Origin of the sequence: Paenibacillus fonticola DSM 21315, assembly GCF_000381905.1 — a bacterium.
Classification (GTDB): Bacteria; Bacillota; Bacilli; order Paenibacillales; family Paenibacillaceae; genus Fontibacillus; species Fontibacillus fonticola.
Genome location: NZ_KB907272.1, coordinates 14618 through 30117 on the forward strand (window position 1 = coordinate 14618; position 15500 = coordinate 30117).

Here is a 15500-nt window from a genome sequence, read left to right on the forward strand (position 1 = left end):
GACTTGCCAGCTAAGCGAGAGGCATAACCGGCTGTTTGATGAAAATAGACTCGCTATATTCCAACTATATTGCCGCTGTATATGGGGCTGCCAGAAAGTCAGTTTTTACTGGCTTTCTGGCAGCCTCTTGATTTTCAGAGGGGGAAGTGGAATTGCTGAGAGTGAGAGTGAATTGATGGGAATGATGAGAATGATGATGATGAGATTGTTGGAATTGATGAGAATGATGATGATGAGATTGTTGGAATTGATGAGAATGAGAATGATGAGAATGATGAGATTGTTGGAATTGGTAGAATTCGTGGACTGGTCACCGCTAATGGACAGGAGATCCGCTATTTGTTGAAATAGGCCCTCTTTCGCTATGCTTACGGACCCTGGTTCCGTTATTCGACCGAATGGACTGCAATAAACTAGCTTTTAGGAGCAATAGCGGAACGTAGGTCCGTTGGTTTTCAAGATCCTTCATTATTTTACAAATAGCGCTCCCCTGTGTCCGTAAAGCTACAGCCTTTATCTTCACTTCATATCCCGATTCAGCCATATATGCCGCTATAAGTCCGCCTCATAGACGAGGAGCCGCAGCGGTTCTGCTGCTGTATTCTCCAGGCCATGGCTCCAATTCCGCTTATTGAGGATCACGTCACCCGCCTTTACGTCCCGAATCTCCCCGTTAACGGTCATTTGTCCGCTGCCTTCAAGGATGATGTAGAGTTCCTCATTTTCCCCATGCTGATGATAGCCTATGGAGGTACCAGGCGGCATGACCATATAATAAAGAAATTTCAACGATGATTCGAAATCGCTTTCATGAAACAGCTTCACGCTTTGTACTTCACCTTGACCGCTATGGCTGCGCCCTGACTTAGACTCTGCCTCCAGATAATTCCTTATAATCATTAATACTCCCCCTTTTGGCAGCCCCGATTAAATGTATCCAGCGATGCTGCAATCTGGCCCCATTATAAACGATTTCATCCGCATCTCCTATGGGCTTCGTACTCTTTTGAACAAATTTCATCTATTATTCAACTCCCAGCTTATGCGCTATAATAGCGATAGGAGTGAAGGGAGAGTACGATGTTTATTTTAATCGCAGCAGTTATTGTCGTTCTGTATGGATTACTTGTCTATTATGTTTGCCGCAGCTGCTGGAGCTGGATGAAAGATAGCGTGCCTGCTTGGTTTAAATACGTCTATGTGGTTATCGCTTTGGTTCTGTCTAGTTCTTTTCTGTTAGGCCGAATCGGAGAGGGGTTTGTCGCATTTCAAATTATGGGCGCTTACTGGATGGCGGTATTTTGCCTGCTGTTGATCGTCCTGCCAGTGGTGCATGTCAGCTTATGGCTGCTGCGGCTCACCAAGCTGTCTCGGCCACGTGCCCAGAAAGCTGCCGGAGTCGTTATCCTTGTAACGCTTATCGTATCTGTAGCTTACGGTACGTTTAACGCTTACAGTCCCGTTGTACGACAGTATTCGATCCAAATCAACAAGCCGAACTCGTCCGCGCCGCAGATGAATATCGTCATGGCGGCCGATATGCACTTCGGACAGCTGTCGGGCAAGCAGCACGCCAAACGTCTGGTCGAGCGCATTAATGCTTTGAAGCCGGACATCGTGCTGTTTCCGGGAGACATTGTCGACGATGATCTCCGGCCTTTTGAGCAAAAGGGAATAGGTGATATTTTAAAGGGGATTTCAGCGCCTTATGGTGTGTACGCGACACTCGGCAATCATGACACATATACCGGGGAGATGGAGCATTTCATTGAGGTGCTTGAGAAGAGCAAAATGACTATTTTGTACGATGAGGCGGTTACGATTGACGACAGTTTTACCCTGATCGGACGCAAAGACCGGATCGATCGGGAGCGAGACTCTTTACACGAACTCATCACAGGTCTCGATTCCTCCAAGCCGCTCATTCTGCTTGATCACCAGCCATATGATCTCGATATCGCCGAGCAGGAAGGGGTCGACCTGGTGCTGTCGGGCCATACGCACCGTGGTCAGATTGCGCCAGCTCATCTTATTACCAGGATGTTGTTCGAGAACGATTGGGGGTATTTGCGGAAGGGGGACATGCATTCGGTCGTCACTTCTGGCTTTGGCTTCTGGGGCCCGCCGATTCGCATTGGCAGCCGCTCAGAAATTGTACAAATACAGGTGTCGTTTGCAGAGTGAGGCCACGATGTAGAAGCGATTTACAAGCGAATTAATAAAGAATTAGAAGCGAACTAGAAGTGAATTTGAAATGAATTAAAAGTGAAGTCAAATTAATTTATGACATTAACATTAAATGAGATTAATCATGACCACCCGTCCAACGGGTGGTTTGCTCTTGGGCTGTAACCCCCTGTTGCCAAACTGCGCCTAAAGACGCTAGCCTGACCACAAATCTGTTCAGGCTCAGTGTTATTTGTCACTTTCACTTACCAGTTATACTGGTTTATTTCTTTTTGCTCTTGTTGCCGCTGAACGGATCTACATACTCTTTTACGCTCAGCTTATCTATGGCTTGATCATGTGCTTCTTGTTCACGAATGTATTTCGCTACAGTTGCTTCATTTAGGCTCACTGTCCAAATATCCTTCTGACCAGAATTTCCGATTCCCATATTTATACTTTAACTGCGCATGCTTCTCAAAGATCATTAACGCACCTCCACCCGCATTAGCGGGTCGTTTTTTGTTTACGCGTTTCACGCACTCAACTGGCTAAAGCCTATAAATAAAAGCCGTCGAAGAGACACGACAGCTTTTATTTGAAGCCTGGGAGACGACCCAGGCTCATTTATTATGTTTTATCACAGTATTACCTACTATTGCTTACTGCTGAACCTCATAGATTTCATAGAGCTCATCGAGCATCAAGTTGGCTGCTTTAATGCCGCCGGCGGTGTTCCAGATCGCATCGCTTACTTTATAAGCATGGCCGTTTTTGACGGCACTGAGGTTTTGCCATAGTGGATCATTCGTCCATTCCTTTTCCGTTTCACTAGCTTTGTCGTCTCCAGTTTCATACGTAAAGTAGAAGAGACGATCCGCATCGGCTTCCGGCAAACGTTCTTTCGTAATTTCATCGACGAAATTATCTTTGGCATTTTTCGTCATATCGTTCCGGGCCAGGCCAAGCTGATCAAAGATAATGCCGGAGAACGAGTTGGTATGATAGACGCGGGTTTTACCAGCCATGAAACGAACTACGGATACGGTCTCATCCAATTTGCCGCCAGCTTTGGTTTTGAAATCTTCGACGCGTGCGTCGAACGCCGCCATTAGTTCATCGCCTTCCGCTGACTTGCCGAGAGCTTCAGCATACAGCTTGAAATTGATTTTCCATTCGCCGCGCAAATCTTCGGCCATTACGGTCGGTGCGATACCATTGAGCTGCTCATACACTTTTTCCTGGCGCATTTTGTTACCAATGATCAAATCTGGCTGCAGCCCGGCAATGAGCTCTAGGTTTGGCTGGCTTTCCTCACCGACTACAGTTACGCCTTCCATCTCGTCTTTAATATGATCGTACCACGGATCTCCCGTCCAAGATCTTACGGCACCTACAGGCTTAACACCAAGAGCGAGAAGGGCTTCAGTTCCTTCGTTGGTCAGGATGACGACCTTTTGCGGTGTGCCTTTGATCTCGGTTTCTCCCATGGCATGCTTCACTATGCGAACTTGATCATCGTTGCCATCAGAAGCATTCCCGGCAGATGCATTGTCGGCTGAAGCATTATTCGCTGGTGCGGACGAATTCCCGCCGCCTGCAGAATCTTTGCTTCCACAAGCGGTAAGTACCAGGAAAAGCGCCATAAATAGCGCTGCAATTTTGAAGGTATGACTCAGTTTATGACTTATTTTGTGTGCGAACATGAATTTTGTTTCCCCCTATTATAATATGTAATGGATCAGCCTGAGAATCATTATCATTCACTGGCACTATCAAATCATAATCGAGAGCAGAATCGCTGTCAATAAAAATTTGAGAATGATTCTCATATTCATTGACAATGGAAGCTCCTTCATCTAAAATTCATAAAGAGTTCATATGAAATTTACGTTCAGATTATGTTGGAAGCGTGGAAAATTATGAGAGTCGTATATTTGTTCACATTACTCGGTGCGCTTGGAGCGATAATGATCGCTAGCATCGCATTCGGGGTTACTGATATTCCATTAGGCACAGTATGGGAGTCGCTCACACAATTTAATGGAAGCAATGAACATTTGGTCATTCGTACAACGAGGATACCGAGAGCGCTGATTGCCGCTTCTGTTGGCGCCTGCTTGGCAGTGGCCGGGGCGGTCATGCAGGTGATGACACGCAACCCGATCGCATCGCCAAGTACGCTTGGCGTAAACTCGGGAGCTGCTTTTTTTATTATGCTGGCCTCGGTCTGGCTAGGGGTATCCGGGATGAATGCTTTTACGTGGGTAGCGCTGATCGGAGCAGCCATTAGCGGAGGAATCGTCTTTCTGTTGGGGAGTGTCGGCAGGGACGGCATGTCGCCAGTTAAGATTACGCTGGCTGGTGCATCGATGTCGGCGTTCTTTGCTTCATTGACCCAAGGCTTGATGCTGACGGACGGCAAGATGTTCGATCAGATCCTCGTATGGCTCGTCGGCTCGGTTGCCGGTCGCGAAATGGCCCAGCTCCAGGCCGTCTGGCCTTATATGCTGGCAGGCATGATCATTTCGCTCTTGCTGTCCCGGCATTTGAACGTGCTGGCCATGGGGGATGATGTCGCACAGGGGCTCGGTCAGAGCACAGCCTATATCAAGCTGTTCGGTGCGCTCGCAGTCATTCTGTTAGCAGGCGCTTCAGTCGCTGTAGCCGGACCGATTGCGTTCGTAGGGATCATCATTCCGCATATCGTCCGTTACTTTATCGGTACGGATTTCCGCTGGATATTGCCGTACTGTGCGGTGCTTGGCGCTATTTTACTGGTTGCCGCCGATTTGGGATCGCGCTATATCGCTATGCCGAAGGAAGTGCCCGTCGGGGTCATGACCGCGGTGATCGGCGTACCGTTCTTTGTCTACATTGCTAGGAAAGGCAGACGCACGTCATGAGTAAATATAAGCCGCTACGTTCTCGGGGCGCCCAATTTTCCGTACTGATCGAGAAAAGGGCTGTATGGATTACCCTTATTCTATTTATTGTTTGTCTCGCCGCTATGATCGTGAGCACCGGAGCGGGAAGCCAGTTCATTACTCCGCTTAACGTGATCAAAACGCTGCTGGGCAAAGGCGAGCCCACCTATGAAGTGATCATTATGAAGCTCCGTTTGCCGCGGATTATCATTGCCGTGCTTGTAGGCTCTTCGCTGGCCGTCGCCGGGGCGGTTCTCCAGAGCATCATCCGCAATCCGCTCGCTTCCCCTGATGTCGCAGGGATAACGGAAGGGGCGTCGCTTGGCGCAGTGTTGTTTATTTTTCTGTTCGGGGGCACAGTGCCGATTCATTGGATGCCGCTCACTTCGATTACAGGAGCATTTCTAATAACGGGGCTTTTGTACATTCTCGCATGGAAAAAAGGGGTTGACCCGCTGCGGCTTGTACTGATCGGAATCGGGATTTCTGCAGCGATCAAATCGATCTCCTATATGTTGGTCATTTCCGGTCCATTGCAACTGGCTCAGCGTTCGTTAACTTTTATGACCGGCAGCATTTACGGGACGTCTTGGGATAAAGATGTGCTGACGCTGCTGCCATGGGTAGCGGTGCTGTTGCCGCTCACCTGGCTTCAGACCAGAAACGTCAACATACAAGCGCTTGGAGACGAGGTGGCGAGCAGTGCCGGGGCGCATGTGCAGAAGCACCGTCTACTCCTTCTTGCATTGAGCGTAGCGCTCGCCGGGGCGGCGGTCGCGATAGGCGGAGCCATCGGTTTCATCGGCTTGATGGCGCCCCATATGGCGCGCAAGCTCGTGGGTTCTTCTTTTGGCAGCGTGCTGCCCGTCAGTGCTCTGCTTGGGGCGATCATTCTGTTGCTAGCCGATCTGGCGGCGCGGACGGCATTTTTGCCGAATGACGTACCTGCTGGTGTGCTGACCGCTGCCATCGGAGCTCCGTTTTTTATGTATTTGCTATACCGCAACCGAAACCGTTATTAATTCAGGAGGAATGCGATTATGGGTACGCTGGAAGTGAAAAATCTTGGATTGTCCTATGGAAGCGCCTATATATTCGAAAATTTGGATCTCTCTATACCAGAGGGTAAGATTACGGTGTTTATAGGCAGCAACGGATGCGGCAAATCAACGCTGCTGCGTTCCATGGCAAGGCTCCTGAAGCCGCAGCAGGGCTCAGTCATTCTAGCGGGGAGCGACATTTCCAGTATGTCGACAAAAGAGGTGGCGAAGAAACTGGCGATCCTTCCGCAGGGTCCGACAGCTCCGGAGGGGTTAACTGTGCTGCAGCTCGTCAAGCAGGGAAGATATCCTTACCAAAGCTGGCTGAAGCAATGGTCGCGGGAGGATGAGGAAGTCGTTCAACAGGCGCTTGAAGCGACTGGGATGAGCGAGTTGGCCGAGCGGCCGGTGGACTCCTTGTCAGGCGGCCAGCGGCAGCGGGCTTGGATTGCGATGACGCTGGCTCAGGAGACACCGATCATTCTGCTTGATGAGCCGACGACATACCTCGATTTGACGCATCAGATCGAGGTGCTTGATTTACTTTATGAAATGAATGATCGCGACAAGCGGACGATTGTCATGGTACTTCATGACATTAATCTTGCCTGCAGGTATGCGGACCATATCGTGGCGATTCGCGATGGACGAATCGAAGCGCAAGGAGCACCTAACGAAGTCGTAGACGAGCAGCTGATCGAGAACGTCTTCCGGCTCAAATGCGAGATCATTCCCGATCCGCTGTATGGCACGCCGCTCTGCATTCCGCATGATAACTGCCGACTGCGTGCTTCACGCGCACTGGCACAACAGCAAAAGCGGCAAAACAATTCGCTGCACGGCCAACCCGTTGGAGAACACAATAAAACGGAAGAAACGGTTGAGCCGGTCAAGGAGCTGGTTGCCGCATCGCCGGTTAGAGTGTAAGCTGTAGCAGTACAATGCGTTAGGGTGTAATCTAGCAGTATAATGTTGAAGTTTGACCCTGTAAATTCAAGCTGAAGCTGAAGTGTAACGCTTGTTTTTAGCTGAAGTTATAAGCTGAAGTATAACGCTTATTCTAAGATGAAATTTAATGCCGGAGTATTTTATGATTTTTAAATAGCATCTAAATGAACCTCGCCAAGCGGCGGGGTTATTTGTTTTTTAACGTGAATAAGCATAAACAATACAAACATCTGGTTGAGGAAGCTTGTTATGGCAGCAAGAATTGGCTGGATTGGCAGGAGTGGAAGTGGAGGGGGATTGGCTGCGAATTGCGTACTTGGGTGTACTTCTTACCGTGATTAGAGGTTTACTTGCTATAAAAAATAAAGTATATTATTAAAAGTGCGACTAACGTCGACAATGATTGTCCGCGTTTGTTGATGAAGAAATAACTTAAAGGCGTGTGAAGTATAAATGCATATGAAAACAGGTGTTGAACAATCGGTGTATGCCATTTTTCTGCTAAGCCTGCTGCCCGACAAAGCGGTGCTGCCGGGGGAAGCGATTAGCCTGCAGCTTGGAGCTTCAGCCACCTATTTTCAGAAATTGTTGAGGAAATTGGTCAGCGCAGATCTGATCACATCCGTTTCCGGCGTGAAAGGCGGCTTCAGGCTGAAGAAGAAGCTGGAGGATATCCGGATTTATGACGTGTACCTCGCTATAGAAGGGCAGCAGACGCTGTACTCCTCGTGCGGGACTCTGAATGATATGCTTGAATTACATGCGGAGGATCAGTGCTGCTTGTTAACCGATTTGATGGAGGAAGCGGAGACGGCCTGGAAATCGGTACTGAAACGGGAGACCGTCGCCGACCTGGCCGCGGAGATGCAGGAGGAGCGCTTCAAAAGCAGGCTGGAATGTTTACAATCTTGGGTCAAGGAAAAAATGGTTGTATAACGCGCAAACTCCGAAAACTAAGGGAATTACGGAAAGCGCTGGAGGCGCTTAAAGCACTTAAAGCACTTAAAGCACTTAAAGCACTTAAAGCACTCGAAGTACTAGAAGTAATAGAAGTACTAGACACTCTTGCAACATTTGATGTGTTTGAAGCACTTGAGGCAAGCACTTGACACTCTTGCCACACTTGAGGCATTTGAACCACTTGGAGCAAGCACTCGAAGCTCTGGGTATACTTAAAACACTTAAAACACTTAAAACACTTAAAACACTTAAAGCTACTTAAAGCTTCATTACATGTGAAAGAAGGGAATCATATGAGCGCACAACATAAAAAGCTAAACGAAATTTCATATTCCGTATTGGATCTTGTCCCGATAACAAAAGGGGGCTCGCCCGCCCAGTCTTTTAAGAACAGCCTTGATTTGGCCCAGCATGCTGAGAAATGGGGATACCGGAGATATTGGCTAGCGGAGCATCACAATATGCCGGGAATCGGCAGCTCGGCCACCTCGGTCGTCATCGGCTATATCGCCGGGGGAACAAGCACGATCCGGGTCGGTTCTGGCGGCATCATGCTGCCAAACCATTCACCGCTGGTCATCGCCGAGCAATTCGGCACGCTTGAAGCGATGTATCCCGGGCGGATTGATTTGGGCTTAGGCCGCGCTCCGGGAAGCGACCAGAGCACAATGCTGGCGCTGCGGCGCGATCCGCGTGCGAACGGGCATGATTTTCCGGATCAACTGGAGCAGCTGCGAAGCTATTTGGATGAGAATTCACGGCATAACCGCGTAAGGGCCATCCCAGGAGAAGGCCAGGACATTCCCATCTGGCTGCTTGGCTCCAGCGGCTTCAGTTCTGCATTAGCAGCGAAGCTGGGACTGCCGTTTGGCTTTGCGAGTCATTTCTCCCCTGAGAACACGATTCCAGCACTAACGCAGTATCAATCGCAATTCCAGCCTTCCGCTGTACTGGATAAGCCGTATGCAATGGCAGGGATCAATGTGTTCGCAGCGGACACGACGGAAGAGGCCCAGTATCTCGCTACCTCATTCCAGCAGCAGTTTCTAAGCCTGATCCGCAATCATCCAGGCCAAATTCCGCCGCCTGTCGCAAGTATGGAGAACATTTGGACGGAATATGAGAAGGCATTAGTTATGAAGCAGCTTAAGGCGTCGATTATCGGCAACCCGGATGAGGTAAGAGAGCAGCTGCAGATGTTTGTAAATGATACCGGAGCGGATGAGCTCATTATCAATACGACAATGTTTGATCATAAAGCACGCGTTCGTTCTTATGAGCTCGTTGCCGAAATTACCGGGCTCAAGAGTTAAGTTAACGTAATAATTGTTATGTAAACTAAGCTCGGCTTAAGAGCAAAAAACTTAAAATTTTATCATTTAGGATTCCCATTTTTTGCTGAATGTGATATCATGGATGCGAACAAAGGTTCTGTGTTCCAGTCTTTGTTTCAGCACCTTGGTCAGGCCATACTATCTTTATTACCAATTCAAGAAAAGGTGGTATCCAAATGGCTCTACAAAGTAATCATATTTTTGTGAATTTGCCGGTAAAAGATTTACCAAAGACAAAGGAATTTTTTGCACAGATCGGGTTTGAATTTAATGCCCAGTTTACGGACGAGAATGCAGCCTGTATGGTCATTAGCGAACATAATTTTGTGATGCTGCTTACTGAGGACTACTTCAAGTCATTCACCAATAAGGAAATACCGGATACGACGGATAATGCAGAAGTTATCATCGCTTTTTCCGCGAACAGCCGGAAGCAGGTGGATGAGATCGTTCAGCGGGCGCTTGACGCGGGAGGCAAGCCGTTTAATGATCCGGTGGATCATGGATTTATGTACACTTGGAGCTTCGAGGATCCGAATGGCCATTTATGGGAAGTTTTATATATGGAACCGGCTGCGATCGAGTAGGGCGGAATCTATATATTTAATAGTGTGAATTAATGAAGAGCAAATACAATTTAACCTAGTTAACACCGCCGTCAGGCGGTGTTTTTTCTTATAAGGATGCATTTCAAATGCTTTGTCATGTATGATGGGTTTAAGTCTGTTTTATGGATAAAAATAAAGTTAGGATGATCACCCCATGAAAATATTGCTTGTGGAAGACGATAGAACGATCGCCTCAGGAATTGAATATTCGCTGCAGCAGGATCATTTTGAAACGGTGCTCTGCTATGATGCAGCGAGCGCAACCAAGATTATTACCGAACATTTCGATGATATATCGCTCTGTTTATTCGATTTATCCTTGCCGGATGGGAGCGGGTATGATTTGTGCAAAATGGCGAAGGCACGCAGAGATGTTCCCGTTATTTTCCTGACGGCAATCGATGATGAAGGGAATGTGGTGATGGGGCTGGATATGGGAGCTGACGACTACATTACGAAGCCCTTTCGCATCCGGGAGCTCCTTTCGCGGATTAAATCGGTATTGCGAAGATACCCGGTGCAAGGCCAGGCTAGGCAAACGATACAAATCGCTGACATTTTAGTGAATACTTTGGAAGGAAAGGTGTATAAAAATGGCGCGGAGGTTCAATTGACCGCCTTAGAATACCGTCTGCTCCTTATTTTTGCCAACCATATCGGACAGGTTCTATCCAGAAACCAGCTCCTCGAGCGGATTTGGGATGTAGCCGGTGACTTCGTGAATGATAATACGTTAACAGTGTACATTAAAAGGCTGCGTGAAAAATTAGAAGACAATCCTCAAGAACCGGTAATTATCAAAACCGTACGCGGGCTGGGCTATAAGGCAGGTGATTAGTATGCTGCGCAATCGGGAAATCCAGGTTGTATTGCTCCTTATGTCCTCGATCAGTATAGCTGGTATCGTTATAGCTGCGCGTATTTCGCTCATAGCGGCCGGAATTACTTTCATAACAGCTGCTCTTCTTGCAGGTTGCGGCTTCCTGTTTACGAATTGGAGATATCGCGAAATAGAGAAGCTGTCCGGGTATCTGCGCCAAATCAGCAGCGGCGATTATTCACTTGATGTCCGGGATAACAAGGAGGGAGAGCTGAGCATTTTGAAGAACGAGATTTATAAAGTGACGCTCCGGCTTTCCGAACAAAGCGCTCTTCTGCAGCAGGACAAAGTCAAGCTGACTAATGCGATCTCCGACATATCTCATCAGCTCCGAACCCCATTGACCTCCATGACTGTTATGGCTGATTTATTGAGTGAACCCGAACTTCCCATGGAAAAAAGAAAAGAATTCACAAACAATATCCGTATTCAGCTGGAGCGGATCGGCTGGCTCGTTACCTCCTTGCTGAAGTTTTCGAGACTCGATGCCGGAACGGTTCAATTTAAACGGGAGCCAGTCGCCGTGAAGCAATTGGTGCAAAAAGCGCTGGAGTCCGTGCTCATTCCGATAGATATTAAGGAGCAGACGGTCATCATCGAAGGTGACGATAACGTCCATATTAGAGGAGATCTTAATTGGACGGCCGAGGCTGTGCTCAATATACTAAAAAACTGTGTTGAGCATACGCCGCCAGGAGGTAGGATAACCATTTCTTTTACAGAGAACGCGCTGTTTACAGAAATAATCATTGCGGATAACGGGAATGGAATTCCGAGAGAGGATTTGCCCCATATTTTTAAACGCTTCTATAAAGGAAAAAATGCAAGCGAAGACAGCATCGGCATCGGACTTGCCCTTGCGCAAAGCATCGTCACCAGCCAGAATGGCGATATTGAGGCAAGGAGCGTGGCAGAAAAGGGCACGCAGTTCCGCATTAAATTGTACAAGCAAGTGGTATAACAGCAGAAGCAGCCTATTCCTTTAAGTGACTAGATCGTCACTTTTACAGTCACTTGAGAGTCATTATGGACAGATATACTGATCTCAACATGACATGGAGGTCTTATTATGGATATTTTAAAAATAGAACATCTGTCTAAAACGTACGGAAAAGGCGAAACTGCGGTGAAGGCGCTGGATGACGTTTCTTTCTCGGTGCAAAAAGGACAATTCGTTGCCATCATCGGACCTTCGGGTTCGGGAAAATCGACGATTCTGCACATGCTCGGGGGCGTAGACCGTCCGACAAGCGGTAAGGTGTTCGTAGATCATACGGATATTCACAGTCTGAACGAGACGCAGCTGGCTATTTTTAGACGGCGGCAAATCGGATTGATTTATCAGTTCTACAATCTGATCCCGGTGCTGACGGTGGAAGAAAATATGAAGCTGCCGCTGCTGCTGGATGAACACCAGGTAGATAAGAAGCAGTTCTCTGATCTCGTGAAAACTTTAAATTTGCAGGATCGCCTGAATCATTTGCCGAACCAACTGTCCGGCGGGCAGCAACAGCGCGTCTCGATTGGAAGGGCGCTGATCAGCAATCCCGCTATTATGCTGGCGGATGAGCCGACCGGGAACCTGGACAGTATAAACAGCCGCGAAATTATCGATTTATTAAAAATGTTCAATAAAACGTTTAATCAGACCCTCATCGTCATTACGCATGATGAGCGGATCGCGCTGCAGGCAGACCGGATTATCGCCATAGAGGACGGAAGAATCGCCAGCGATGAGGTGGTTCGTCCATGAATTTGAATATCGTAAATAAGCTGACGCTCCGGCATTTGAAGGAAAACAAACGGCGGACGCTTGTGACCATCATCGGGGTCATTATTTCCGTAGCTATGGTCACCTCCGTTGCTACGCTTGGCGTTTCCTTTATGGATTTGATGAAAAGACATACGATCGCAAACGACGGAGAATGGCATGTCGCCTATAAAAGTGTGAACAAAGCTCAGCTCGAAGCTGTGGAAGCCGACGAATCAGCCAAGACGGTAATTATTTCGAGGGACCGCGGTTATGCCGCTCTTAAAGAGAGTCAAAATGAAAATAAACCCTATTTGTTCATCCGGGATTATAACATGGAAGGGTTTATGCATTTTCCGGTTAAGCTGAACAAAGGGCGGCTTCCAAATGCCAGTGATGAAATCGTCATATCTGAAGCTATTTTGACGAATGCAAAGGTCGATTACAAAATTGGAGACACGCTCACGCTGGAGATCGGGGAACGGGTTGGCAAAAATGAGGAGGGAGACCGCCAGGTTTTATCCCAATTCGACCGTTTACGTACAGAGGAGTACGGTGAAGAAACCTTGCAGCCCCATACGACGATGAACTACACCATCGTTGGCATTATTGACCGGCCTTCATGGGAGCCCACCTGGGCGCCAGGCTATACGGCCCTAGGTTATGTAGATGAGAGCATCATCGGTAAAAACGGATCAAATACGGTTAATGCTTCTGTCATTTTAACGAAGGTAACGAACCAATTATATGCTCATGCCGAAGAGCTGGCAGGAGAAATCGGGCTAAGCAAGGATTTTATCGAATATAACCATGGTCTTCTTCGGTATGATGGGATCACAAACAACGATGGACTGCGCAGTACGCTTTATTCACTGTCCGCGATTATAATGGTCATTATTATGATTGGTTCGGTTTCGTTAATCTACAATGCGTTTGCCATTTCCGTCTCGGAGCGGGCCCGTCATCTAGGTATGCTCTCCAGCGTAGGCGCAACGAAAAAACAGAAGAGGAACTCTGTGTTCTTTGAAGGAGCCGTGATCGGGCTGATCAGCATCCCCGCAGGTTTTGTTGCGGGACTTGTGGGAATAGCGATTACCTTTCGGTTCATCAATTCCATGATCCAGGGCGCGCTAGGCATTTCGGAAGAGTTAACGGTTATCGTAACTCCGTTTTCTATCATCTTAGCCTGCAGCGTATCCATGCTGACGATATTTATTTCGACGTATCTCCCGGCGAGGAAGGCCTCGAAAATTTCGGCGATCGATGCCATTCGGCAGACGAGCGATGTGAAGCTTACCGGTAAAACCGTTAAAACATCCAAGCTCGTTCGGAAGATTTTCGGAATTGAGGCCGAAATCGGTTTAAAAAATCTGAAGCGAAATAAGCGCCGTTACCAAGCTACGATATTTTCACTAGTGATCAGCATCGTATTATTTTTAACTGTATCCTTCTTTACTACCAATTTAAAAAAATCACTTGAGCTGTCCCAGGAAGGCTTGAACTACGATATTGAGGTAGCACTCAGTTCAGAGAAGCCAGAGGAGAATGAGCAGTTCGTCCGCTCGATCGGAAGCTTGCAGGATGTGACGGAGTACAGCGTCAATAAGCGTATTGGGGCAAACACCTGGATTGAGGAGTCAATGCTCGGAAAAGAATTACAGGAGCTGGTAAAGCGTGATCCAAGCGTACTGCAAAATGGAAAATATCCTTACTATGTGCAAATTATTGCCCTCGACAGGGAAAGCCTGACCACTTATGCCGATGCCATTGGCGCCAACGTCACGGAGCTCAAAGATACGAAACAATTAAAGGCCATTGTCATTGACACAACCAAGTACGAGGATATGACGGCAGGAAAATATGTAGAAACGAAGACGATCCATACAAGGGTAGGTCACCGTTTAGATGTATATGATACGGAGGGAGAGGCGAACGGAGATACTGGGGAAAAGATGGGGGCTCAGCAGGTCGAAGTTGCAGCTTTAACCAAAATACTGCCTACCGGAGTGCATCCTCCGGGAGTAGGTGAGTTGATCTTGATCGTCTCCGAATCGGTTTTGGATCGTCTGGCTGATAGAGAGAGGATTAGGGCTGATCTTGGAATGTATCTTTTCTTGAAAAGCTCGGATCCGATGGCCACGCAGCAGCAGATCGAGGAAATGAAACAGAGCGGTATATATGTGTTTAATGTTTATAAAAGCAGGCAGCAGGATCAACAGATGCTAATGTTGATGTCTGTTTTCATTTATGGCTTCATCATATTAATTACCGCAATTTCGATTGCGAATATTTTTAATACGATTTCTACGAGCATATCGCTGCGCAAACGGGAATTTGCGATGTTAAAATCTGTAGGCATGACGCCTAAAGGCTTCAATAAAATGATCAACTACGAGAGTATCTTTTACGGCATCAAGGCGCTGCTGTATGGACTGCCCCTCAGCGTCGTCGTGATGTACCTGATTCACAAATCATTAATGAACAGCTTTAACTATGGCTTCACGCTACCGTGGTCAAGCATCGTGTATGTAATTGTATCAGTATTTGTGATGATAAGCGCAGCTATGCTGTATTCCAGCTCCAAAGTGAAAAGAGAAAACATTATTGATGCGCTGAAACAGGAAAATATATAGATTTTAATGCAAGAGAGGGAGTCTCCTAAAGGTATGGAACCTGGTGGAGGCTCTTTTTTATATCGCCTTTGCTACACACCATCGTGACATCACCTTAATTACGCCATCGTCGCTAAATTGCCGTCACTAAATCACCGCCCGTGACTATATACGGGTCGGCAAGTCATATAACGAGATGCTTCATATTAGCGCTGCAGAAAAACAGGAAAAATCTACTTGTCTATTTTTCCAAAAAATCTTGGTAAGGTAAAGGA

The 15500-nt window shown here is 47.5% G+C and carries 14 protein-coding genes and 1 pseudogene; 11 read left to right on the forward strand and 4 right to left on the reverse strand.

Annotated elements, in window-relative coordinates; all coding sequences use genetic code 11:
- Positions 1-552: 552 nt before the first annotated feature.
- Positions 553-900, reverse strand: coding sequence for a cupin domain-containing protein (locus tag G358_RS0123120; protein WP_019639634.1), 348 nt, complete (start codon positions 898-900; stop codon positions 553-555).
- The gene (locus G358_RS33535) at positions 866-1021 is read right to left on the reverse strand and encodes a hypothetical protein (protein ID WP_169447456.1); all 156 of its coding nucleotides are present in this window, start codon (positions 1019-1021) and stop codon (positions 866-868) included. Before G358_RS33535 ends, G358_RS0123120 begins: the two co-directional genes overlap by 35 nt.
- A 59-nt stretch (positions 1022-1080) precedes the next feature.
- On the opposite strand from G358_RS33535, the gene G358_RS0123125 reads away from it, so the two are divergent.
- Positions 1081-2184, forward strand: a complete 1104-nt coding sequence (locus tag G358_RS0123125; RefSeq protein WP_019639635.1) for a metallophosphoesterase — start codon at positions 1081-1083, stop codon at positions 2182-2184.
- Positions 2185-2449: 265 nt separating this feature from the next.
- Here G358_RS0123125 and G358_RS31405 read toward each other — a convergent pair.
- Positions 2450-2669 (reverse strand): annotated as a pseudogene (locus G358_RS31405) (IS200/IS605 family transposase); the annotation flags it as partial.
- A gap of 159 nt (positions 2670-2828) precedes the next feature.
- Positions 2829-3872: an ABC transporter substrate-binding protein gene (locus tag G358_RS0123140; RefSeq protein ID WP_019639636.1), complete on the reverse strand. Its 1044-nt coding sequence runs from the start codon at positions 3870-3872 to the stop codon at positions 2829-2831.
- 216 nt (positions 3873-4088) lie between these two features.
- On the opposite strand from G358_RS0123140, the gene G358_RS0123145 reads away from it, so the two are divergent.
- From G358_RS0123145 to G358_RS0123195, 10 genes are all read left to right on the forward strand, one after another.
- Complete coding sequence (locus G358_RS0123145) at positions 4089-5072, forward strand: FecCD family ABC transporter permease (protein ID WP_019639637.1); 984 nt, start codon at positions 4089-4091, stop codon at positions 5070-5072.
- Entirely contained in the window at positions 5069-6115 is a 1047-nt protein-coding gene (locus G358_RS0123150) for a FecCD family ABC transporter permease (protein ID WP_019639638.1), read from the forward strand. The genes G358_RS0123145 and G358_RS0123150 overlap by 4 nt, the downstream gene beginning before the upstream one ends.
- 18 nt (positions 6116-6133) lie before the next feature.
- Positions 6134-7060 (forward strand): ABC transporter ATP-binding protein, encoded by a 927-nt coding sequence (locus G358_RS30720; protein WP_019639639.1) that lies wholly within the window; start codon positions 6134-6136, stop codon positions 7058-7060.
- A 474-nt stretch (positions 7061-7534) separates the two neighbouring features.
- Positions 7535-8017, forward strand: a complete 483-nt coding sequence (locus G358_RS0123160; protein WP_019639640.1) for an RrF2 family transcriptional regulator — start codon at positions 7535-7537, stop codon at positions 8015-8017.
- A 317-nt stretch (positions 8018-8334) separates the two neighbouring features.
- Positions 8335-9354 carry an LLM class flavin-dependent oxidoreductase gene (locus G358_RS0123170; RefSeq protein ID WP_019639642.1) on the forward strand — a complete coding sequence of 340 codons (1020 nt, stop codon included), beginning with the start codon at positions 8335-8337 and terminating at the stop codon, positions 9352-9354.
- 197 nt (positions 9355-9551) lie between these two features.
- Positions 9552-9962 (forward strand): VOC family protein, encoded by a 411-nt coding sequence (locus G358_RS0123175; RefSeq protein ID WP_019639643.1) that lies wholly within the window; start codon positions 9552-9554, stop codon positions 9960-9962.
- Positions 9963-10137: 175 nt separating this feature from the next.
- The gene (locus G358_RS0123180) at positions 10138-10821 is read left to right on the forward strand and encodes a response regulator transcription factor (protein ID WP_019639644.1); all 684 of its coding nucleotides are present in this window, start codon (positions 10138-10140) and stop codon (positions 10819-10821) included.
- A 1-nt stretch (position 10822) separates the two neighbouring features.
- Entirely contained in the window at positions 10823-11824 is a 1002-nt protein-coding gene (locus tag G358_RS0123185; RefSeq protein WP_019639645.1) for a sensor histidine kinase, read from the forward strand.
- A 108-nt stretch (positions 11825-11932) separates the two neighbouring features.
- Positions 11933-12616, forward strand: a complete 684-nt coding sequence (locus tag G358_RS0123190; RefSeq protein WP_019639646.1) for an ABC transporter ATP-binding protein — start codon at positions 11933-11935, stop codon at positions 12614-12616.
- A 2-nt stretch (positions 12617-12618) separates the two neighbouring features.
- Entirely contained in the window at positions 12619-15246 is a 2628-nt protein-coding gene (locus tag G358_RS0123195; protein WP_026342423.1) for an ABC transporter permease, read from the forward strand.
- The last annotated feature ends 254 nt before the right edge of the window (positions 15247-15500 follow it).

Bases quoted from the DNA above. Each gene is read 5' to 3' on its own strand.
- G358_RS0123120 (WP_019639634.1), bottom strand. From the start codon at position 900: ATGATTATAAGGAATTATCTGGAGGCAGAGTCTAAGTCAGGGCGCAGC.
- G358_RS33535 (WP_169447456.1), bottom strand. From the start codon at position 1,021: ATGAAATTTGTTCAAAAGAGTACGAAGCCCATAGGAGATGCGGATGAA.
- G358_RS0123125 (WP_019639635.1), top strand. From the start codon at position 1,081: ATGTTTATTTTAATCGCAGCAGTTATTGTCGTTCTGTATGGATTACTT.
- G358_RS0123140 (WP_019639636.1), bottom strand. From the start codon at position 3,872: ATGTTCGCACACAAAATAAGTCATAAACTGAGTCATACCTTCAAAATT.
- G358_RS0123145 (WP_019639637.1), top strand. From the start codon at position 4,089: ATGAGAGTCGTATATTTGTTCACATTACTCGGTGCGCTTGGAGCGATA.
- G358_RS0123150 (WP_019639638.1), top strand. From the start codon at position 5,069: ATGAGTAAATATAAGCCGCTACGTTCTCGGGGCGCCCAATTTTCCGTA.
- G358_RS30720 (WP_019639639.1), top strand. From the start codon at position 6,134: ATGGGTACGCTGGAAGTGAAAAATCTTGGATTGTCCTATGGAAGCGCC.
- G358_RS0123160 (WP_019639640.1), top strand. From the start codon at position 7,535: ATGCATATGAAAACAGGTGTTGAACAATCGGTGTATGCCATTTTTCTG.
- G358_RS0123170 (WP_019639642.1), top strand. From the start codon at position 8,335: ATGAGCGCACAACATAAAAAGCTAAACGAAATTTCATATTCCGTATTG.
- G358_RS0123175 (WP_019639643.1), top strand. From the start codon at position 9,552: ATGGCTCTACAAAGTAATCATATTTTTGTGAATTTGCCGGTAAAAGAT.
- G358_RS0123180 (WP_019639644.1), top strand. From the start codon at position 10,138: ATGAAAATATTGCTTGTGGAAGACGATAGAACGATCGCCTCAGGAATT.
- G358_RS0123185 (WP_019639645.1), top strand. From the start codon at position 10,823: ATGCTGCGCAATCGGGAAATCCAGGTTGTATTGCTCCTTATGTCCTCG.
- G358_RS0123190 (WP_019639646.1), top strand. From the start codon at position 11,933: ATGGATATTTTAAAAATAGAACATCTGTCTAAAACGTACGGAAAAGGC.